General features: G+C 37.2%; 19 protein-coding genes and 1 tRNA gene. 2 read left to right on the top strand and 18 right to left on the bottom strand.

The genetic code is table 11. The annotated features are described in order from the left end of the window. Positions 1-233: 233 nt before the first annotated feature. The 17 genes from COD11_RS17570 to queG form a co-directional block, all read right to left on the bottom strand. Positions 234-1412 (bottom strand): IS256 family transposase, encoded by a 1179-nt coding sequence (locus tag COD11_RS17570; RefSeq protein WP_098798197.1) that lies wholly within the window; start codon positions 1410-1412, stop codon positions 234-236. 84 nt (positions 1413-1496) lie between these two features. Continuing rightward, the gene (locus tag COD11_RS17565) at positions 1497-2204 is read right to left on the bottom strand and encodes a hypothetical protein (RefSeq protein ID WP_098798196.1); all 708 of its coding nucleotides are present in this window, start codon (positions 2202-2204) and stop codon (positions 1497-1499) included. Positions 2205-2392: 188 nt separating this feature from the next. Beyond that, entirely contained in the window at positions 2393-2782 is a 390-nt protein-coding gene (locus COD11_RS17560) for a ribbon-helix-helix domain-containing protein (RefSeq protein ID WP_098798195.1), read from the bottom strand. An 89-nt stretch (positions 2783-2871) separates the two neighbouring features. Next, complete coding sequence (locus tag COD11_RS17555; protein ID WP_098798194.1) at positions 2872-4080, bottom strand: multidrug effflux MFS transporter; 1209 nt, start codon at positions 4078-4080, stop codon at positions 2872-2874. A 128-nt stretch (positions 4081-4208) separates the two neighbouring features. Next, entirely contained in the window at positions 4209-5687 is a 1479-nt protein-coding gene (locus COD11_RS17550) for a glycoside hydrolase family 32 protein (protein WP_098798193.1), read from the bottom strand. A gap of 15 nt (positions 5688-5702) precedes the next feature. Beyond that, positions 5703-6368, bottom strand: coding sequence for a beta-phosphoglucomutase (gene pgmB / locus COD11_RS17545; RefSeq protein ID WP_098798192.1), 666 nt, complete (start codon positions 6366-6368; stop codon positions 5703-5705). 11 nt (positions 6369-6379) lie between these two features. Continuing rightward, entirely contained in the window at positions 6380-8659 is a 2280-nt protein-coding gene (locus tag COD11_RS17540; protein WP_098798191.1) for a glycoside hydrolase family 65 protein, read from the bottom strand. A 93-nt stretch (positions 8660-8752) separates the two neighbouring features. Beyond that, positions 8753-9835, bottom strand: a complete 1083-nt coding sequence (locus COD11_RS17535; protein ID WP_098798190.1) for a carbohydrate ABC transporter permease — start codon at positions 9833-9835, stop codon at positions 8753-8755. Between the two features lies 1 nt (position 9836). Beyond that, complete coding sequence (locus COD11_RS17530; RefSeq protein ID WP_098798189.1) at positions 9837-10916, bottom strand: carbohydrate ABC transporter permease; 1080 nt, start codon at positions 10914-10916, stop codon at positions 9837-9839. 184 nt (positions 10917-11100) lie between these two features. Continuing rightward, positions 11101-12483, bottom strand: a complete 1383-nt coding sequence (locus tag COD11_RS17525) for an ABC transporter substrate-binding protein (protein ID WP_231308965.1) — start codon at positions 12481-12483, stop codon at positions 11101-11103. Between the two features lie 256 nt (positions 12484-12739). After that, positions 12740-14068 (bottom strand): hemolysin family protein, encoded by a 1329-nt coding sequence (locus COD11_RS17520; protein WP_098798202.1) that lies wholly within the window; start codon positions 14066-14068, stop codon positions 12740-12742. Between the two features lie 125 nt (positions 14069-14193). Further along, a complete protein-coding gene (yhbH, locus tag COD11_RS17515; RefSeq protein WP_098798188.1) occupies positions 14194-15363 on the bottom strand; it encodes a sporulation protein YhbH in 1170 nt (389 codons plus the stop codon). A gap of 322 nt (positions 15364-15685) precedes the next feature. Further along, a complete protein-coding gene (locus tag COD11_RS26970; RefSeq protein WP_176551131.1) occupies positions 15686-15838 on the bottom strand; it encodes a hypothetical protein in 153 nt (50 codons plus the stop codon). Positions 15839-15963: 125 nt separating this feature from the next. Then, positions 15964-17859 carry a PrkA family serine protein kinase gene (locus tag COD11_RS17510; RefSeq protein ID WP_098798187.1) on the bottom strand — a complete coding sequence of 632 codons (1896 nt, stop codon included), beginning with the start codon at positions 17857-17859 and terminating at the stop codon, positions 15964-15966. A 423-nt stretch (positions 17860-18282) separates the two neighbouring features. Beyond that, the gene (trmL, locus tag COD11_RS17505; protein ID WP_098798201.1) at positions 18283-18780 is read right to left on the bottom strand and encodes a tRNA (uridine(34)/cytosine(34)/5-carboxymethylaminomethyluridine(34)-2'-O)-methyltransferase TrmL; all 498 of its coding nucleotides are present in this window, start codon (positions 18778-18780) and stop codon (positions 18283-18285) included. 57 nt (positions 18781-18837) lie between these two features. Further along, on the bottom strand, positions 18838-19740 hold the full coding sequence (locus tag COD11_RS17500) for an amidase domain-containing protein (RefSeq protein ID WP_231308960.1): 903 nt from the start codon (positions 19738-19740) through the stop codon (positions 18838-18840). Between the two features lie 207 nt (positions 19741-19947). After that, positions 19948-21087 carry a tRNA epoxyqueuosine(34) reductase QueG gene (gene queG, locus COD11_RS17495; protein WP_098798185.1) on the bottom strand — a complete coding sequence of 380 codons (1140 nt, stop codon included), beginning with the start codon at positions 21085-21087 and terminating at the stop codon, positions 19948-19950. 94 nt (positions 21088-21181) lie between these two features. Between queG and COD11_RS17490 the strand changes: the two genes are divergently transcribed. Beyond that, a complete protein-coding gene (locus COD11_RS17490; RefSeq protein WP_098798184.1) occupies positions 21182-21847 on the top strand; it encodes a B3/B4 domain-containing protein in 666 nt (221 codons plus the stop codon). A gap of 124 nt (positions 21848-21971) precedes the next feature. Here the strand turns inward: COD11_RS17490 and COD11_RS17485 are convergent. Further along, a tRNA-Gly gene (locus tag COD11_RS17485) sits at positions 21972-22045 on the bottom strand. Positions 22046-22364: 319 nt separating this feature from the next. Between COD11_RS17485 and COD11_RS17480 the strand changes: the two genes are divergently transcribed. Beyond that, positions 22365-22709, top strand: coding sequence for a hypothetical protein (locus tag COD11_RS17480; protein ID WP_176551129.1), 345 nt, complete (start codon positions 22365-22367; stop codon positions 22707-22709). Positions 22710-22741: the final 32 nt, after the last annotated feature.

Below are 22741 nucleotides of genomic sequence, written 5' to 3'. Positions count from 1 at the left end.
AGTCAAGTCCATATTCTTGTGTAAAAGTGTCAACAATGGTTTTCAACTTATTTAAAACGTGTATAGTAAGCAAGAATTATTTCGAATTTACATTGAGGGGCGGGCATGATAGCCTGGAGGGCAAGCCAGGGGTTGTAAAACTCCTGGCTTCCTGGCTTAACATCATGCCCGCTGGAGGCTCAATGTCAATTCGAAATTAGGAATTACCACTAGATTTTGATAGTGGTTTTGGCCTACATTTTTCTTGGTTTCCCTCTTGTAATTTGCTTCTTTGCTTGTTCCTCATTGACTTGCATAAGAACAGCTCCTATCAATCTAAATGCAGATTGAGTATTCGGAAATATACGGATAACTTGTTCTCTTCTTCGAACCTCTTGATTGAGGCGTTCCAATGAATTAGTACTTCTTATAAATTGTTGAAACCTAACTGGTTCATTTAAGTATTGAACGGCATCTTCGAAGCCATCCTCTAATGTTTGAATGGCTTTCTCGATCTTAGGATTTTCTCCAAAACGTTCAATAAATTCATCTTTAAATTGTCGTGCATCTTCAACACTGACAGCCTCAAAGATTCTCTTTAACCCTAGTTTTTCTTCTTCAATCCCTTTCTTTGGCATCACATTAAAGATGTTTCGCTTTAGATGGACTGTACAGCGTTGCCAAACAGTTCCAACAAACACCTCTTTTAGAGCCTTCTTTAGGCCAGCGTGTGCATCGGTTATGAATAGTTTAGGGGATTGAACACCTCGTGATTGAAGGTGTAGAAGAAATGCCTTCCATGCATCATAACTTTCCACATGATCTACTCTTATACCTAGTACTTCTCGTTGGTTATCTCCCGTTATGGCAGTCGCGATATAAACAGCTTTAGGCACAACACGATTATGTTCACGAACTTTGATATACATGGCGTCCGCGAAGATATAAGGATAATAGATTGTATTTAACGGGCGATTTGCCCATGCCTGTACGATTGGATCTAGCTTTTCTGTGAGGGAAGATACAAACGATTTTGAAACACTTTCTCCACAAAGCTGCTGAACAACTTTCTTTACTTTTCGAGTAGAAACTCCATTTACAACCATTTCAAGCATAGAAAGGACAAACGCCTGGTCACACCGTGCATATTTTTCAAAGACGGATGGTGAAAAGTCTCCTTTACGTGTACGAGGAACTTTTAAACTTACTCTACCAATACTTAGAATAAGGTCACGATCATAGTAGCCATTTCGAGAATCAAAACGTTCAGAAGAACGTTCATAAGCTCCAACCTGTAAGTGGTCATCTCGTTCTTTCTCCATCACAGAATTTAACACAAGGACGATTGAAGCTTTGATGACAGCATCAATATCAGAATTCATTACAGATTCTTTTAAATTGTCAAGATTTAGGTTAAACTGAAATTGAGTCAAAATTAATTCCTCCACAAGGTTTTTCGTCGCTGATAACCATTGTGACCAAAAGGAATTAATTTGACTCTTTTTGTTTTTACACAATTATACGGACTTAATCGCTGGAGGACCTTTTCTGTCCCGATTCCACCTGTATCGGGACACACCTTTCTGACGGAAGACCTTTTCTGTCCCGATTCCCACTGTATCGAGACACATCTTTCTTCCGGAAGACCTTTTCTGTCCCGATTCCTCCTGTATCGGGACACTTCTTTCTGCTGGAAGACCTTTTCTGTCCCGATTCCACCTGTATCGAGACACATCTTTCTGCTGGAGGACCTTTTCTGTCCCGATTCCACCTGTATCGAGACACATCTTTCTGCTGGAAGACCTTTTCTGTCCCGATTCCACCTGTATCGAGACACATCTTTCTGCTGGAGGATCTTTTCTGTCCCGATTCCCACTGTATCGAGACACTTCTTTCTGACGGAGGACCTTTTCTGTCCCGATTCCTCCTGTATCGACACACATCTTCCTGTTGGAGGACCTTTTCTGTCCCGATTCCACCTGTATCGAGACACTTCTTTCTGCTGGAGGATCTTTTCTGTCTCGATTCTCCCTGTATCGAGACACATATTCCTGCTGGAGGACCTTTTCTGTCCCGATTCCACCTGTATCGAGACACATCTTTCTGCTGGAAGACCTTTTCTGTCCCGATTCTCTCTGTTTCGAGGCACATCTTTCTGACGGAAGACCTTTCTGTCCCAATTCCCTTAGTACCGAGACACCAATCTCCTCAAACAGATCTGCCACAAACCTCCTATTATCAAACCATCAAAAGTCCCTGCAGATTCAATATCAAGCTAAGAGCTTATCCCCCCTACGCCTTCCAATCTACCTCTTCCCTCCCCTAACAATGTGATACTTTTGGTATCAAAAAGCAGTGATCTCAATTAAGACCACTGCTTTTCTTACCTAAATATTATTGTAACTCCAGAATTCTAAAGCGACTTTATTAACTTCCTGATTGTTTCTGACACATCTATGTTGTTGTCTTCACAGTATTGATTGAGCTTACGGTATGCCTCTTCATCCAAACGAACATGAATGGAATGAAGGTACTTCTCAGAATCGAGTTTCTTCGGTCTTCCCCTCGTCATTTTACGCTTGCCTACACCGTCTTTCCACACATTTATTACAACATAACCATGCTTTTCAACCCAATGATCACAATCGTTGTCTTTCCACATTGTATCAGCTCTTTGTAGGAAATCCTCTTTAAATGTTTCTAATTCTTCCCCATGAAGACCTTTCATAATCGCTTTTTCCATCGCTTTGTGTTCAATAAATTGCTGAAACTGGTTATAAGATGTAAACGTTAATTCCTTCATTTATTCTCTCCCATACTCATTTGCAATTTTCTATCCAAGAAAATGATAACCTTTTCTCTCGTTTCTTGTAAATTGGTTTTTTAATAGACCTAAGCTAGTTTTCTTGATCTTACGAGAAAGAAATAGGATAGAACCGCTCCTAAACTGGATATAAATATAACAATTCCCATCGGCACTGCCGTATCTTCACCAGCAACTCCTACAAGGGGAGCAACAATAGCACCTACTAGCAATGACATAACACCTAATAATGCAGAGGCACTGCCTGCTATGTTTCTATTATTCTGCAAAGCTAAAGAAAAGCTAGTTGTATTAACAACACCTACACTAGAGACTGTTAAAAACAGTGATGGAAGGATGAACATCAATTCTACCTTTAATAAAATGAGAAGTAATAAACTAAGACCACCAGTAAATGACATAAACACACCTGCTAAAAGAAGCTTCTTTTCTTCAATCCATTCTGAAAGCTTTCCTGTTACTTGGCTGGCAATGACAATCCCAATGCCGTTAATAGCAAAGACAATACTGAATGTATCCGCAGAAGCTCCGTATACGTACTGAATAACAAAGGATGACCCTGAGATGTAAGCGAACATTGCTGCAGCTACAAATCCAAATGAAAGAACATACCCCATAAAATGAAGATTTGTAAGTAGTTGGCGGAACGTGTTAAGTGTTTGCAGGAAGCCACCTTGGCTTCTTTCTTCAACAGGCAAGGTTTCCTTTAATCCCCAAAGAACAAAGGCAAAGATCACAGCACCAATCATTGTCAGGGTTATGAATACAGCCTGCCATGGAAAAAACTTTAGAAGTTGTGCTCCAATGACAGGAGCAAGAATAGGTGCCATTCCATTCACTAAAGCCAATAATGAAAAGAATTTCGTCATTTCTTTACCGGAATAAAGATCTCTGACAATGGCTCTTGAAATAACCATTCCTGCAGATCCTGCTAATCCTTGTATCAACCTCAAAAGAATAAATAGTTCAATAGAATCAGTAAAAACACATAAAAGAGAAGTGACTGCGTAGATCGATAAACCGATTAACAGTGGCTTCCTTCTTCCAAACACATCACTTAAAGGCCCTGTAAAAAGTTGACCTAAAGAAGCTCCAAGTAAAAAGAACGTTAAACTTAGCTGAATCATTGATGCACTAGTATGAAATTCATTTGTTAAGATTGGAAACGCTGGTAAATGCATATCAATCGACAAAGGAGCAAATGCCGCAAGTGTCCCTAAAATAAACACGATAAATGCTTTGTTTTGTTGTTGAACTTTTTGTTGTTCAAGTTCCATTGTGTATTTCTCCTCAACATTTTATTTTTGTTCTACAAAAATAATAAATGTTTATGTCGAAATTGACAAATTATGCTTACTTCTAAAAATAAAAAACCTTTCAACTAATGTTGAAAGGTTTTTTACTATTATATAGACCGCTTTAAATCCCACTTTTTTAATTGAACAATTTCAATTTCTTCATCTGAAAATAAGCGAATGTTCGTACTATTTTCAGATGGATATATTCTAGCAGTTAGTACTTGCTCACCATTATTCACAAAAACTTCTACGGAGGATTTATCAATGAAAATTCTTAAGTGAAGCATGTGATCCTGTAATTGTAGATGTGTTTTCCTAACCCCACCTGGCCCTTTCCCTGATTCATTACGGTCCAGTTCGAGAATTCCTTTGTCACCATAGTAGGTGATGACTGTTTCTTCACCAGCATCTTCATCTACACGAAGACGAATTCCGCATGCTGATGAATGGTGGACTCGAAGTGAAAGGTCTAGCTCTATGCAATCGCCTGCAATACCTTCAAGTGAGGTTTCTCCGGAAAACGTAATTTGTTTGTGTATTACTTCAGCTTGTCTGAGCTTTTCAATTTCCTTTACTGGATGACAATAGATTTTATCACCTCTTAGTTCCAACTCACGAGGTAATGTCATAGCACCAGTGTACCCGTGTGCTTGGGTCGGTATCTCACTTTCCCACATATCCATCCACGCAATAGCAATTCTTCTGCCTTCTGGGTCAACCATTGTTTGAGGGGCATAATAATCAAAGCCATAATCCAACAATTGAAAGTCACCATGAGAAAGAATTCCTTTTTCATAGTCCACCTCACCAATAACATAGCCAGCTTGATGTAAATTATGATATAAATTCCCTTCAGGTTTTACTCCCTGTGGAGACATCACGAGAACTTCTTTATTATTTAAAGTAAATAAATCAGGACATTCCCACATGTACCCGAAGTTACCCTCACCTTTAGCCAAAATATTAACGAATTCCCAATGTATCAAATCTTTGGAACGATACATTAATACTTGTCCCGTATTTTGCAGTGTTTTTGAACCTAACACAACATAATAAAGATCATCATGCTTCCATACCTTTGGGTCACGAAAATGAAATGGATGGATGTCACCTTTTGGAGCCTCTGTAATAACTGGGTTTTCTGACAGCTTTTCAAAATGAATTCCATCCTCACTTATAGCCAGCGCTTGAACTTGCTTTAGCTCCTCATCATAATTTTCACCTGTCCACACATTACCTGTGTACATTAAATAGAGCTTATCATCCTTTTCAATCGCACTTCCTGAAAAGCAGCCATCTTTATCATATGTTTCACCTGGAGCCAAAGCAGGCGGAAGATGCTCCCAATTGACAAGATCTTTACTCTTCACATGTCCCCAATACATAGAATCCCATTTTGGAGCAAAAGGATGATGCTGATAAAACAGATGATATTCACCTTTAAAATAGCAAAACCCGTTAGGATCATTCATCCAATTGGCTACTGGAGCAACATGATAATGCAAGCGCCATTCATGTTGATAAACTTCCTCCTGCAATACCTTTACTGCTTTTTCTGCTTCATTAATTCTTTGTTTTTCAATCATTGGTTTCTCCTTTTTTCACTCTTCAAATCTTTCTTTAATCTCCTTAAATGACAGAGCTTCCGTTGTTTCATAAACAAGGTCAGCTTTTTGGAAGGAACTTTTCGGTCCAACTGCAACCGCATACATACCTGCACTTTTTATTGCTTCTACACCGGCAATGGCATCTTCTACTCCCACACATGATGAAGGATCAACTTTTAGCAATTCAGCTGCCTTTAAAAAAATCTCTGGATCAGGCTTTCCTTTTTTAATTTTTGTTACATCAACAATATAATCAAATTGATCCTTGAGCTTCAATGCTTCTAATACCATATTGGCATTTTTACTTGCTGATGCTAGCGCGATTCCCAAGTTAGCTTGTTTAATATCTCTTAGTAACTTTTCAATTCCCGGTAGTATATCTGAAGGAGTGATCTTATTGATTAACTCAACATAATGTTCGTTTTTCTTTGTTGCTAACTCCAGCTTTTCTTGCTCTGAAAATCCTTGCTCTTTTCCACCGAATTGAAGGATCTTCTCAAGGGAATCCATTCTTGAAATTCCTTTTAACTCTTCATTTATTTCTCTTGTAAAAGAAATGTTTAGATCTTCAGCTAAAGCCTTCCATGCAAGAAAATGATATTCAGCTGTATCTGTTATAACACCATCTAAGTCGAAAATAAAAGCCTTTAATTTACTCAACTGTATCACTCCTAATTGGAAGTTTCACCTGTATATTGTTTTCCTTCCTCTAATGTTATGTTTTTTCCGTAAACAGTAAGGTCAAGACGATCGCCCTTTTCAAGGAAAACCGTCATTTGCTCACGTTCTACTTTCACACGAAGTTGGCGCTGTAAATAATGTAACGTAAATTCATATTGTGTCCATTGCTCCGGTAATACAGGATGAATGGAAAGCCCACTTTCTTTCACACGAACTCCTCCAAAACCATGAATAATTGACATCCATGTACCACCCATATTGGCCATATGTAGGCCATCCTTAGTGTTACCGTGAGTATTATCAAGATCAAGACGCGCAGATTCCATAAAATAGTCGTAGGCCTTCTCGTAATAACCTACTTTCGCTGCCATAATACTAAAGATCGCAGAGGATAGAGATGAATCATGGGTTGTAATTTTTTCATAATAATCGTAAGATGCTTTTATTGTTTCAAACGACTGCTCGTCCTCCAATAAAAAATGAGCAAGTACAGTGTCAGCCTGCTTACACACTTGATAGCGATATAGTGTTAGTGGGTGATAATGTAAAAGCAATGGATACTTTTCTTTCGGTGTATGTTCAAAATCCCAAACAGCTTTTTTTAAGAATGTATCATCCTGAGGATTAATCCCCAATTCTTCATCATAAGGTAAATACATTTTTTCAGCTGCTTGATTCCAGTCTCGTGCTTCTTCTTCAGTGAGATCTAAGCGTTGCGATAACTCTTTAAAAGAAGTTGGATCCTCTTTTCTCACCTGATTGTAAACGGAGTAAGCCCACTTTAAATTATGTTTTGCCATAACGTTTGTATAATAATTATTGTTAACAAGACATGTATATTCGTCAGGACCTGTTACATCGTCAATTCTAAATTCATCTTGATAAAAATGACCTGTATCCATCCACAATCTTGCTGTTTCACTTAAAACTTCTGCACCATATTCCACCATAAAATTGATATCTTTTGTTGCTAAATAATATTGGATAAAGCTATAGGCAATATCAGCGCTTATGTGATACTGCGCAGTGCCCGCTGGGAAATATGCCGAGCACTCTGATCCTGAAATGGTCCTCCAAGGGAATAAGGCTCCTTTAGAATGCCCCATCTCTTTGGCCCTTTGTCTTGCTCCATCCAAGATTGAATATCGATAGATCAGTAATTGTTTTGCTAACTCTGGCTTTGTTAGTAAAAAAACAGGAATCATATAAATTTCGGTATCCCAGAAATAATGTCCCTCATATCCTTCACCTGAAAGACCTTTTGCAGCAATGTTACTGTACTTATCTCTTCCTGCAGATTGTAAAAGTTGATAAAGGTTAAAACGAATGCCCTCCTGAAGCTTTTCCTCACCTTCAATTTTTATATCTGCCACATTCCAGAATTCATCAAGATAGTTCTTCTGAGATTGAATGAGCTGGTCAAAAGATTGATTTGAAAGATTGCCATGAATCTCTATACCCTTTTCAACCAAATCACGTTCATGCCTTAATGTATCTGTATAAACGTTATATTTTACAAATTCAACCGGTTGGTCGAGTTCGAAAGTATAGATAACTTCTACTCTTTTATCTTGAATTTGAGTAGTCTTATTTCCTTGAACATTTAAGATATGTTTTGTCGTGCAAGCAGCCTTAAGATCCGAATTTGTCGTTTTGTCTTCAACAAAAATGATGTCATCCTTCTCCCCAATATTCTCTACTGAAAGTAATTTTGCATGTCCTGCAGCGACACGCGGATCATTTCTATTAACATAGTTCGAAACATCTCCATCTACTTTTGAAACAATCCTTACTTCTCCATTAAAATTTACCGGCTCAATTTTCAATTCAATTGCAAAAAGTTCTTTTACAGAGAACGATACGATCCTGCGAAACTGCAATTTCACTTCCTTTCCACTAGGAGTTCTGTAATGAAGTAATCGTTCTGTATAGCCTTGATCTAAATGCAACACCCGCTTATATGAAAGTACTTCACCTTCAAATAGTGAGAAGTGCTCTTTGTCTATAAAGATATCAATTGTTTGAGCATCAATGTTATTCACCAGTTTTTGCTGAGTTTCTGGAAAAGCATAAAGCTTTTCACCATATGTAATCTCTGTTATATCATGAAAGGCATTTAAGTATGTTCCACGTATCGAAACGAACTCTTCCGAATATCCTTCCTCAAAATTCCCGCGGATACCGATGTAGCCATTTGCCAAAGAGAATAAACTTTCTAGATTTAATAGTTCCTGCTGTGATAGATTATTTCGTTCAATTTTCCACGTCACGCATTTTCAACTCCATTTCATCAATAAAAAATAGACAGGCTTAAAGCCAGTATGAACAACTCATCATTACTGGCTTTATTCCTGCACTTAGTTTTATCCTTTTACAGAGCCACCTAATAATCCTCTTACAAAGAAACGTTGTAATAAGAAGAAAACTGTAAGCGGCATGATCATTGAAACAAAGGCTGCTGCTGTTAGTAAGTGCCAATCATCTCCACGTGATCCGACCATGTCTGCAATTCTCATTGAGAGAACTTGAACATCTGGCTGACTTCCTAAGAACACCAATGCAACTAAATAATCATTCCATACCCACAAGAACTGAAAGATTCCGATCGATGCTAAAGCAGGAACAGATAATGGAAGAATCAATTTTGTAAAAATCGTAAAATTACTCGCACCATCTATAAAGGCTGACTCAAAAATATCCCGTGGCAACTGACTAATATAGTTATAAAGAAAGTAGGTTGTTAACGGTAATCCAAATGTGGTGTGTGCAAGCCATATTCCTAAATAACTACCATTTAAACCAATATTTGTATAATCCTTCAATATAGGAATGAGCGCAACCTGTAATGGAACAACAAGCAACGCAATGACAACAACAAACATCGCTCTGCTGCCTCTAAATTTCAGCCACGCAAAGGAATACGCAGCAAAGGTAGCAATTAACAGCGGGATAATGGTAGCTGGAATGGAAACCGTAAATGTATTAATAAATGACTGTGTTAAATTACTTCCTTTTTCTGTTTTTGTTCCACCACCGGGAAGGGTGATCACATACTGCTTACCGCCAAGAACCGTTTGATAATTCTCTAACGTAAAATCTGCATTCATTGTCCATTGTTTCGTTTGAACATTAAGAAGTCTTTTACGTTTGTTTTCCCAAATAAGTCTTTTACCATCTAAAACAACACCACTAGCTAGTTCATCATTTGTATAGGTTTTACCTTCTACCGCAATCGGCTTGCTTAAATCTGTATCAGGATCGAGTGTGAGTTGATCCTCTGTTACCCAGTCTCTATGAGGAAATACAGTCCACCATCCTGAATCTAATATATCGGCCGCTGGTCTAAAGGAGGAAATAAATAGTCCCGCCGTTGGAATCAGCCAAATCAGACAAATGACGGCTAACACTAAATTGACGAGCCACTTTGACCCTTTGTTTGATTTCATCCTAAAATCCCCCCTGCCTGCGAAATTGTTTTAGATTGATGATGATAACTGGAATGACTGTAATCAATAAAACAATCGCTAACGTTGAGCCATATCCAAAGTTTCTGTACATAAAGAATTGGCGGTAAAACTGCGTGGCAACTACATCTGTTTCGTATTGACCACCTGTCATAACCATGATGATATCGAAGATTTTTAATGTAAACACAATAATGGTTGTTGAAACAGTTAAGATCGTACCTGAAATGTATGGAATAATAATTTTGAAAAAGATTGTAACCTCTGTTGCTCCGTCTACACGTGCAGCCTCAAGTAACTCATTTGGAATTCCCTTCAACGCTGCTGAAAATAGGACCATCGCAAAGCCAGTTTGCATCCAAATTAAAATCACAATTAAAAACATATTGTTCCAAGGCTGATTCATACTTGTCCACGCTTGAGGTTCTCCACCAATCGCCACAACAATTGCGTTTAACAAACCTATTTGCTGATCTCCTGGCTGGTAATAGTAAATGAATTTCCATATCACCCCAGCAGCTACCATCGATATAGCCATTGGCATGAAAATAATAGCCTTCGCAATTTTTTCATAGCTGCTTCTATCAGCTAAAACAGCAATCAATAACCCTAGCACGATACAAAGTGTTGCCCCAAATAGGACCCACAACAAATTATTACGCAAGGCTGTTAACAAAAGACGGTCCGTAAACACCGCCAAATAATTTGATAAGCCTACGAAACTGTCTGAGTTTGGGCCAAAAAAACTTAAATATAATGTACGAAGAGTTGGTATAAACATCAGCCATCCTAACAAAAGAACGGCAGGACCAACGAATACATACGGCTGGACAATACGCCTTTGTTTCACAGGATATTGTTCAACAACCCAGTTAAGTGTGTAGTAAATGGTATAAACTCCGAATACTCCCCAAATGATAGCCAAGATTGCATAAAGCAGGGCCGGCATCTCTGTATCACGTAGAAAAAGAAATATACCATAATGAATGAGTAAGTTCCCTGCAAATACAGCAATTGTTAATAAAACAAGCTTTGCTACTGAAGGTGATGTTTGTTTTTCCATATCACTCGGGTTACCTCCTTAAGGTAAAAATCCTTACCACGTTCTCAAATGAAATCAATTTAATAATGAAGGACCAGACATTATGTCCAGTCCTTAGAATGCACAATTTTTTTTTGAAAACTTGGCTTATTTCTAAAAAACCTTATGCCTACTGATAGTGCCTAAAGTATAAGGAAAAAATTCTTTATTTCGGCCAACCTGCATCTATTTCTTTAAGCGCTTGATCAAGTTCCACCGTACCACTAATGTAATCAGTCATTCCTTTCCAGAAGCTTCCTGCGCCAACTGCTCCTGGCATTAAATCCGATCCATCAAAACGAAGAGTATCTGCTTCTTGAATTAATTCTGCCATTCGACGCTCAACATCAGTTGTATACCATTCAGGGTCAGCATCATTCATAGGTGCTACAACTCCACCTGATTGAATCCATGATTTAATTGACTCACCTGTTGTAAAGAATTCCATGACTGCACGAACTTCATCACGATCATTAAACATTGCATAAATATCACCAGCAACAAGAACAGGCTTACCATATTGTTCGTCAATAGGAGGTAAGTAGAACCAATCGTAATCCTCACCCGCTACAGTACCTTCTGGGAAGAAGCTCGTGATAAAGCTTCCTTGTCGGTGTAACCATGTTTTAGGTGGTTCATCAAACATTGGCTTTGGAGCATCCCCAAAGTTTGTTGTCACAATTGATTTTCTTCCACCATAAACAAAATCTTCATTTAACCAAATTTCAGACATTTTTTCAGCCGCATTTTTCACTTCAGGAGAAGAGAATGGAAGCTCACCATTGACCCATTTATCATAGTTTTCAGGTGATGTTGTACGAAGCATAATATCCTCCATCCAGTCAGTTGCCACCCAGCCTGTTGCTGCTCCACTTTCAATACCAATTGCCCAAGGATTATCGCCATCTTTCACAATTTGCTCTGACAACGCGATCATTTCATCCCAAGTCTCAGGCACCTCATATCCTGCAGCCTCAAACTCAGCCTTTGGATACCATACTAAGCTTTTCACATTACTACGATTCCAGATTCCAGCCATAACATCGCCCTCTGGACCTTCCATTGTTGCCATATCGAGCCAGCTTTGATTGTAATTTTCTTTTAATTTTTCTTGATCCATAAATGTTGAAACATCAATTACATTACCTTGCTTAGCAAATGTAGATAATAGTCCAGGCTGAGGGAAGTCGGCAATATCTGGTGGATTTCCGCCTTCTACACGAATTGAGATTGTAGCTTCAAACTCTTTTGATCCTTCATATTGAATATCAATTCCTGTTTTTTCCTCAAACTCTTTAATGCTATCTTCAAATTTTACTTGGTCTGCATCTGTGAAAGGACCAAACATTGTAACCTTAGTTCCATCAAATTCACCTGCATAAGCTCTTTCTAAATAAGTACCTTCACCTTCCGTTGCAGCTCCACCGCCACCGTTTTCTGCAGTATCTTCCGGTGCTTCTTCAGCTGTATTACAACCAGATAATATAGATGCAAAAACAACAAATACGCTCGTTAACGTAAACAGCTTTCTCTTAATTGATGTTACCAATTGAATTGCCCCCTTCTCTGTGTTATTTCACATAGTAAAATCTACTATATGTAAATTAATCCTATTGACATATGTAGTTTGCGAAAACTTCTTGCGATTATACAAAAAAAATAGAACGTTTCTTAAAACACAATTTAAGTTAGTTAAAATCCTTTAAACGGGTTTTAAACAAACGTTTGATTAATTAAAGAGTTATGTGTGAAAATCCCCTTATTCTAAAGAAAAAAGCCAATTTCATAATAGAAATTGGCTGACATTATTCCTCTTCCAGTTCTTGATTTTCTAAAGAAGTGACCCTTACCTTTTGGATGCGCTTATCATGCATTTCTTCGACTGCAAACAATATATTGTTATATTCGACTTGAGGCTTTTCATTTTCATCAGGTATATACCCGAGCTGACCTATGACAAACCCACTTATTGTGTCAAAGTCTTCATTTGAAATTTCAATATCCAGAAGATCCTCAACAACATAGAGGTTTGTTGTTCCTGGAATTAAGTAAACATGATCTTCAAGCTTAATAATTTCTTCATAATCCAGCCCTATTTCATCATATTCATCAAAGATATTTCCTACAATCTCCTCTATTACATCTTCTATTGTTACAACCCCATCTGTTCCACCATATTCATCAATTGCAATCGCCATATGAATATTATTCATTTGCATCTCTTTAAATAAATCATCGATTGGCTTTGATTCCAGGATAAAGTAAGGAGCACGTAGTAATTCCTTCATTTTGAATAAATCTTCATCACAATTTTCAACAAATTGAATGAGATCCTTTGAATGGAGTATTCCGACAATATGATCAATGTTTTCTTCAAACACTGGAAATCGCGTGTATTTTTCTTCATTCACTAATCGAACAGTTTCTTTAAGTGTAAAATGAAGAGGAATCGCAACAATGTTTGTTCGATGTGTCATAATTTCAGAAACAGATTTGTTATCAAATTCAAATATATTGTTTATCATCACTTTTTCAGCTTCTTGAATAGTTCCTCTTTCCTTGCCAACATCAACCATCATTCGGATTTCCTCTTCCGTTACATTTTCATCATCTGCATCTGGATCAACACCAAATAGTCGGACAATGAAATTAGTTGAGGCAGTTAGCAACTTCACAAAAGGTGATGAGACCTTTGATAAGATGGTTAAAGGCAAAACAGCAAACATGGAAATAGCTTCAGCCTTTTGAAGAGCAAGTCGTTTAGGAACCAGTTCACCTAAAACTAATGTAAAGTATGATAATAAAAGTGTAATAACAATCACAGATATAGTACCCAATAATCTTTCTGACACTGGCACTCCTATATCATGTAATGCTTTTGCAAGTCTTCCTGCAAAGCTTTCCGCAGCAAAGGCACTTGCTAAAAATCCAGCGAGTGTTATTCCAATTTGAATCGTAGCTAAAAACCTGCTAGGTTCAGACAATAAGTTATCCAACATTATAGCCTTTTTATGACCGTTCTCTGCCATTAGCTTTACTTTATTATCATTTAGTGAAATTAAGGCAATCTCACTAGCTGCAAAAAAAGCGTTCAAAATAATAAGAACTGCTAAAATAAATATTTCCAAAGATATCAACCTCCGGGACGAAAAACTATAGTTTTAGCTTGTCCTAAAAAAATAAATGTTTGTAAGGAAGATATTGTTTGTACACCATTCTCCAAATAAGGAAGCCCCAATAAGTTATTGGGGCAAGGTTGTTATGCATACTTTTTATCTTCATCTTTTCTGAAGAAACTCTTCATTGCTTGGAAAACATCTGCTTTTTGTTTGAGGATATAATAGCGGAACTTCTCATCATTGATATTCTTATATGCGGACATTAGGGTTGAATGACGATTATACTGATTAACTTCTCCATAGCCAAAGATGTTGGAAACCTTCATAAGCTCTCCTACTAACTTAACGCATCTGGCATTGTCTGATGTTAAATTATCACCATCTGAAAAGTGGAAAGGATAGATATTGTATCTTGCTGGTTGGTATTTTTCTTCTATGATTTCAAGAGCTTTACGATATGCAGATGAACAAATCGTTCCCCCGCTTTCCCCTTTCGAGAAGAAATCTTCCTCTGAAACAACCTTTGCTTCGGTATGATGGGCAATAAATTCGATATCTACTTTCTCATACTTTGTTCTAAGAAATCTTGTCATCCAAAAGAAAAAGCTTCTAGCCATATATTTTTCCCAAAGGCCCATTGAACCACTCGTATCCATCATCGCAATGACAACAGCCTTTGATTCAGGCTTTACAACTTCATTCCAAGTCTTAAACTTTAAATCTTCTGGATAAATTGGGTGAAATTTTGATTTCCCCGCCATAGCATTACGTTTATATGCAGATAACATGGTTCTTTTCTTATCAACATTTCCCATTAAGCCTGTTCTTCTTATATCATTAAACTCAATGTTTTCAATCACAATATCATCACGTTCTTTTTGTTTTAAATTCGGAAGCTCTAATTCTTTAAATAATGCTGCTTCTAACTCTAAAATAGATACTTCAGCCTCATAATAATCTTCTCCTGCTTGATCTCCGGCCCCCTGACCCTTGCCGGGACCCTTAGCATCTGCTTGTGATCCATCTCTTGCTACAACATCACCGACCTGACTCTCTCCATCGCCTTGGCCAACATGCTTATTCTTATCATAGTTATACCGAATTTTGTATTCGTCCAGTGAACGAATTGGAATCTTCACTACATCTTTCCCATTGGACATTACAATGCTTTCTTCTGTGATAAGATCTGGAAGATTATTACGAATAGCTTCCTGTACTTTCTCTTGATGGCGTGTTTGATCATCATGGCCTTTGCGATGGAGGGTCCAATCTTCTTGTGAAATAACAAAATTCTGATCTTGATTAGACATATTTACAGTTCCCCCTCCGATAATTTTTTAGTTTCTTTCATCTGTCATACATTTCATCAAAAATTTCAAAATTAGTTGTAAAAAAGTGTCACACATTTTTAATCCTCAGCATACATTAACGTGGATGAATACTTTCGTTTTTCCATTCCGTTTTGAATTCTGTGGATTACTCTATCCTATGCGAAAGAATTGATTTATTGACAAATAATTTAGAAAATTACCATGTTATCATTAAAAATAAGACAAGTTCCCACTTCAATTTTCTTTCTGTATCTTTAATTTAAAAAGATTTAAAAAAGACACCCAAGTTGGATGCCCCCCTCTAATTCTTAGTATTCTTTTTTACATATTGTAAGGGATCTGGACTTTTCCCCTCTTGCTTGATTTCTTTATTGGTTTTCATATTGTCCATAATCTTTGATTGCTGCTTTAAATCATCCATGTTACGAATCATTGTGTTTAACGATTTTTTCATTGAATTCACCTCATTTGTTATAGGTTATTAATACCCGTCCATTTTTTTAGTGAAACCACGTAACTCTAGATGATAATAAAAAAAGCTGACAACTTAGATGTCAGCCAGCCGTAAGCATTTCAGATTTATCTGTTTAATAAGCTTCCTACATAACGCAATAATTCATTCGCAGAAGTTGAGTTATAGCCATGTTCATCAATAAGACGTGCCACCACTTCATTAATTTTCTTAAGCTGCTGCTCATCAGGTGTTTTGGATGAAGTCGTAATTTTCACCACATCTTTTAAGTCTGCAAAAAGTTTCTTTTGAATAGCTTCACGTAAACGTTCGTGTGAATTATAATCAAAACGCTTCCCTTTACGTGCATAGGCTGAAATGCGGATAAGAATCTCTTCACGGAAGGCTTTTTTCGCGTTTTCTGAAATACCAATCTGCTCTTCAATTGAACGCATTAGTTTTTCGTCTGGGTTCATTTCTTCACCTGTCAATGGATCACGAAGCTTGTTTTTATTACAGTATGCCTCCACATTGTCTAGATAGTTATCCATAAGGGTTTTAGCTGATTCCTCATACGAATAAACAAATGCTTTTTGTACTTCTTTTTTCGCCATGTCGTCATATAGCTGGCGAGCAACAGAGATAAAATTCAAATATTTTTCACGATCTTCATTTGAAATAGAAGCGTGTTGATCAAGACCTTCTTTTAACGCTCTTAATACATCTAAAGCGTTAATGGATGGCACTTCTTTACGAATAATCGTAGATGAAATTCTATTGATCACATAACGCGGGTCAATTCCGGACATGCCCTCATCGTTATATTCCTTTCTTAGCTCAGTAACATCAACAGAGTTAAAGCCTTCAACACTTTCTCCGTCATATAATCTCATCTTTTTAACAAGATCAATATCTCCGCGTTTTGGTTCTTTAAGGCGAGTTAAAATGGTAAACATAGCAGCAACCTTTAATGTATGTGGGGCAATATGAACATCAGATACATCACTTTCAGAGATCATTTTTTCATAAATTCTCTCTTCTTCTGTAACCTTTAGGTTATACGGAACAGGCATGACAATAATTCGTGAGTGAAGGGCTTCGTTCTTTTTGTTCGAAATAAAGGAACGGTATTCTGTTTCGTTTGTATGGGCAACAATTAACTCATCTGCAGAAATTAGCGCAAAACGACCAGCTTTAAAATTACCTTCTTGTGTTAATGATAGCAAATGCCATAAAAATTTCTCATCACATTTTAGCATCTCTTGGAACTCCATCATGCCACGGTTTGCTTTGTTCAATTCTCCATCAAAACGGTAGGCACGTGGATCTGATTCAGAACCATATTCAGCAATTGTAGAGAAGTCAATGCTACCTGTTAGATCTGCAATATCCTGTGATTTTGGATCTGAAGGACTAAATGTACCAATACCAGTACGTTTATCTTCGGATAAGAAGACACGTTCAACTCTTACGTCCTCAATTCGACCACCATATTCTTGCTCTAGTCTCATCACATTTAATGGAGATAAGTTCCCTTCAATACGAATTCCATATTCATCATAAAAATCATCTCTTAGATGGTGGGGAATCAGGTGAAGAGGATCCTCATGCATCGGACAGCCTTTAATCGCGTAAACTGCACCACGATCTGTTAAAGAATAGGCTTCTAACCCTCTTTTCAGCATCGTTACAAGAGTTGATTTACCTCCACTTACAGGTCCCATTAATAATAAAATCCGTTTTCTTACATCTAAGCGTTTAGCAGCAGGATGAAAATACTCCTCAACAAGACGTTCAAGCGCGTCTTCTAATCCATATAGTTGGTGATCAAAAAACTTATACTTTCTTTTTCCATCAACTTCTTCAATCCCAGCATCTTTAATCATATTGTAAACCCTGGAATGTGCTGATTGGGCAACCCACGGTTTCTCTTTGACAATCTCCAAATATTCTACGAAGGTTCCTTCCCACTTTAAGCGCTGCTCATCTTCCCTGTACTTTTCAATCTTCTTTAAGATATCCATAAGGACCTCCTTCATCATTGGTCGTACTTGTTTCTAATTCGTGCAGTTTAATACACTTTATGCGAGGATGTCCTTTAACATTCGTTCTTGTTAAGAAAAAGCTAGAATCTTTTTCTTTGTTCCTCATTCACATCACATCTTAATTAAGTTATAATAATACTAGCTATAAGAGGGAAACTATACATAGATCCTTCATTCTCTGTTGATAAGTAGAGGAGGTAAAACGATGGGTTTTATTTTAATTCTCGGTGTTAGCTTAGCATTCTTAACAGCTATTTTTACAGCTGGATACGAAGGCAAGCCAGGCGTAAAAAAGTAAGTTGAATAAAAAAGAGGGTGACCCAAATGATATAGACCTTTTGATAAGATCTATACCGTTTGAGTCACCCTTTTTATTTGTTGTTTAACTCCTGCGCTTAGCCTTTAGTTATGAAAGTCCAGCATTAGACCAGGATAATTCTGCTGTCTTAATGCTTCATAAATAAGAATAGCTGCAGTGTTAGATAAATTCAATGAACGCACATGCTCTGTCATTGGTAGACGTAAGCATTTATCCATATTGGATTGAATTAAATCCTTTGGCAAGCCGGTTGTTTCACGACCAAATACAAAGAAATAGTCTTTGTTAAGATCACTGTAATCAAACGTAGTATGCGGCTGCTGGCCAAATTTTGTTAAAAAGAAAAATTCTCCTGATTTATATTTTTCAAATAATTCATCAAGAGAGTCATGATAGACAACATTTACAAACTCCCAATAATCCAGACCAGCTCTTTTCAGCATTTTATCATCTGTAGAAAATCCTAATGGACGAATTAAATGTAGAGTTGTGTTGGTTGCTGCGCATGAACGTGCAATATTCCCTGTATTTGCAGGAATCTCTGGTTGATAAAGTACAACATGTAAAGCCAATTTTTTCACCTCATCTGTTTCTATGAAAAATACTAACATTTATTTTCAATAGCCATTATACCATTGTTACTTTGAACTAGTATCATCAAGTATTCGAAAAAAAGCATACTTTATATTTGGTGTGTATGCCGTCGAGTCTTCGTATGCCCAATAACGCATGCGGCTGTTATAAGTTTGTGCATTTACTAAAGGCATATTCTCATCGTCTTTCGCTACGACAAACGTTGTATGATCAAAACGACCATCTCCTTGAAAATCATAGCAAATAACATCCCCAGGCATTAATTTATCCGGTGATTTTACTCGCTCTGCTCTTAAACCAGTTTTGGATTGAGATAAGAAATTATTCATTGCATTCGCAACAGACCAGCTGTAACTCCAGTTATTGTTTTGCATCCACCACCCTGAAGAACGGTTAGGATATCCCCTCATCTGGGCACCACCTGCATGCAAGCATTGTGAAATAAAGTTCGTGCAATTAACATCAAAGTTTTTATATTTAGGATTCGTACTATCCCACCAACGTTCAGCATATTGAACAGCCGCCATTCGGTCGTAACGATACGAAGAATCTTTATTCCTTTTATCATTATCATGCATGATTTGAATACTGGATCTGTCATTGTCTCCTTCGTGATTCAACAATAGATCTTCAACAATTTCATCTTTATAGATACTAGCCTTTCGGTACTCAATTCTTTCTTCAAGATAAAAAAAGTCATTTTGTTTATTAAGCCACTTCGAATGACATGTATACATTGCCTCTTTCAGATCTTCTGTTCTTGTATCAATATTCGTAATATTTATTTTTGTACTGCCCTTAACGATTTCTGTATTCCTCTTTCCAGAAAATTCAAGTTTCCGTTGTATTGCCTGTAGTTCAGTATCATTTCTTTCGTTTTTTATATATTTAGCATTTATCAGCATTTGAAGTTTGGCTTCATTTAACTCAGAAATTAGCTGCTTCACGATTATCACCACCATAACGTATTTATTAAAACGTATGTAGAAGGTGTTAAGATTTAGTCATGTTATTTCGTTTTTATCTATGATTTTATGTAAAGCCAATTAACAAATAATGATTTGTTTCATTGGCCACGGATTCTTTAAAATAATCAAATCGAGGAAAGAAAATATAAAAAGGCGGAGAATAGAATACCGCCTTAAAACATCCTCTTATTTTTTTGTAAGAAGAAAGGACAAGCCTTTCGTGATTTCTTCTTTCACTTGTGAATCTTCTTCTTTTTCATATGCTTTTTGTAGCTCGTGTGCTGCTGAAACTTCCCCTATTTTTCCTATTGCCCATGCTGCGGTACCTCTAATCACAGGCCTTGAATCTTCGTGCATCACTTTAATTAAATCATCTAACGCGGTTGTATCTTTAAAATGCGCAAGAGCCAGGATCGCATTTCTTTGAAGAGGCTTTTTGCCTCTCCATGAACCAGATATATGTCCAAATTTTTCTTTGAAGTCTCGATTACTTATTGTTAATATCGGCTTTAATTTTGGTTTTGCGATTTCAGGATCCGGCTCCATTTCTGGATGAAGGTGAAAGTCTTTTCCTTTATTAACAGGACAGACTGTTTGACACGTATCACAACCATAGATGCGATTTCCAATTTTCGTACGGTATTCTTCAGGCAGAAAACCTTTTGTTTGTGTTAAAAAAGCAATACATTTAGATGAATCAAGCTGACCACCTTGTACTAAAGCACCTGTTGGACAAACATCGAGGCATTTTGTACATGAACCACATTGATCTTCCATTGGAGTATCTGGTGGAAATGGAAAGTTTGTAATCATTTCACCTAAATAAACGTAAGAACCAAACTCAGGCGTGATAACAGAGCAGTTTTTCCCACTCCATCCAATACCTGCCCGTTCCGCAACTGCACGATCGGAAAGCTCACCTGTATCAACCATCGATTTCACTTGAATATCAGGTACTTTTTCTTTTAAAAACATTTCTACTTTATTTAACCTGTCACGCAACACATCATGGTAATCCTGCCCCCAGGAGGCACGACAAAAAATACCACGTCTTTCTTCTTTTGTACTTTTGGGAACATTTTTCATTTTTGAAGGATAAGCAAGAGCAATGGAAATGATTGAACTTGCCTTAGGCAAAAGCTTAATAGGTGCAACACGTTTCTCAATATCTGACTCCTCAAAGCCAGATTGATAGCCAAGCTCCTTTTGTGTAATCAACCTTTGCTTTAGCTCTTCAAACATATTTGCGCTTGTAAATCCAATCTTATCGATGCCAATTGTTTTACTGTATTCAATAACTTCCCTCTTAAATTCTTCAATATTCATTGCTCTTCCCTCCTTTAAAGGTCACATATTCTAAGTTTTTTCTTCTATTATGGTAAAATAACACCACATTCAATGTTTGTGGAGGTATGAATTAATGGAAATTACCGTTCAAGGTCAGCTTAACCAACTTAACAAAGACTTTAAAATTGGTATTGTAGAATATCAGGATATTCATGTTGGTGATTCTCCTCAAATGCTTAAAGGAAGATTACAGCTTTTCCAAGAATCGCTTTATTTTGATTATGTTGATAAGAAAGTAACAGATATCCAAGCCATCCAAGAATGGCGACAACTATTTAAAACAATAGGAACAGACCCTAACCGATACCGCCCTTCAAGTGAAGCATTATATCGACGAGTTCAGAAACAGCAATATCTTCAACCCTTCAACTCTGCAGTAGACTTAAATAACTTTCTATCTCTTCAATATCAAATTCCCCTAGGGATTTATGATAAAGATAAGCTTACTGGGGATGTTAAAATCAAGATAGGTAGTGAAGAGGATATCTATCTTGCCATCAATGAACGTGAAGTTTCTTTTCATAACAAATTAGTTTCAGAGGATCATCAGGGTCCATTTGGCAGTCCTTATGTTGATTCAAAGAGAACCGCTGTAACATCTAACACAACAGAAGCTCTACATATTGTTTATTTAAACCCGTCTCTTTCTGAAGAAAAATCTTTAGAACTGTTACAAGCATTATCAAGTATGTTTACACAAATACATGGCGGAGACGCAACATATAAGATCATCAAGTAGCTCGAAGGATATATCCTTCGAGTTACTTTCAATTATTCTAGAGCAAATTCAAGGACATAATAAAAAACGCAATGCATCGTTTATCTAAGAAACGAGACACTGCGTTGTAACCAATTATTATGTATGGAGCGGGTGAAGGGAATCGAACCCTCATCATCAGCTTGGAAGGCTGAGGTTTTACCACTAAACTACACCCGCGAATAAATATATTATAACAATAGTATTTACGTGATGCAATACCTTTTTTAAAAATAATGTCGAAGCATGTCGAACATTCTTCATAATTCACTTTAACATTATATAATCTTTTATTATGATAATCAAGGCCTTTTATATTTTCCCCAGATGTTTTAGTAATTCTTTACGTGTGTGCCGAATTAAACCTAATATGAGAGAGTACATTCATACTTCAATTCAATAGACAATCGCCCATTCTTGCTAAACATATTCCCAAGTGGCTAGGTAAACACATATAGTACAGAGAAACTGAAATAACATTTGGGAAGGATGAAATGAAATGAGACATAGAGATGCAAGATTTACAGATGGACGCTTTGGTTATCCAGGTGGATTTGGCAGTTTCACAGGTGGTTATGGTGCAGGTCCTGGTTACGGCGGTTATGGTGCAGGTCCTGGATTCGGTGGTTATCCTGGTGCTGGATATGGAGGTTATGGCACTGGTTTCGGAGGTTACCCTGGTGCCGGATACGGATACGGTGCTGGATATGGTCCTGGATTCGGTGGTTATGGCGCTGGTGGTGTAGGACCACTTACTACTGGACTTCTAGGTCTTGGTGCAGGGCTTCTAGGTGGAGCTGTCCTTGATGACGGTCCTTTCGGCAGAGGATATTATCATTACTAAAATAGATAGTAAAGGGCAACTAAAATGTTGCC

This window comes from Bacillus sp. AFS040349, from assembly GCF_002577655.1.
Lineage (GTDB): Bacteria > Bacillota > Bacilli > Bacillales > Bacillaceae > Metabacillus.
Note: the sequence above shows the minus strand (reverse complement) of the source record. Positions and strands in the feature narration are given on the sequence as shown.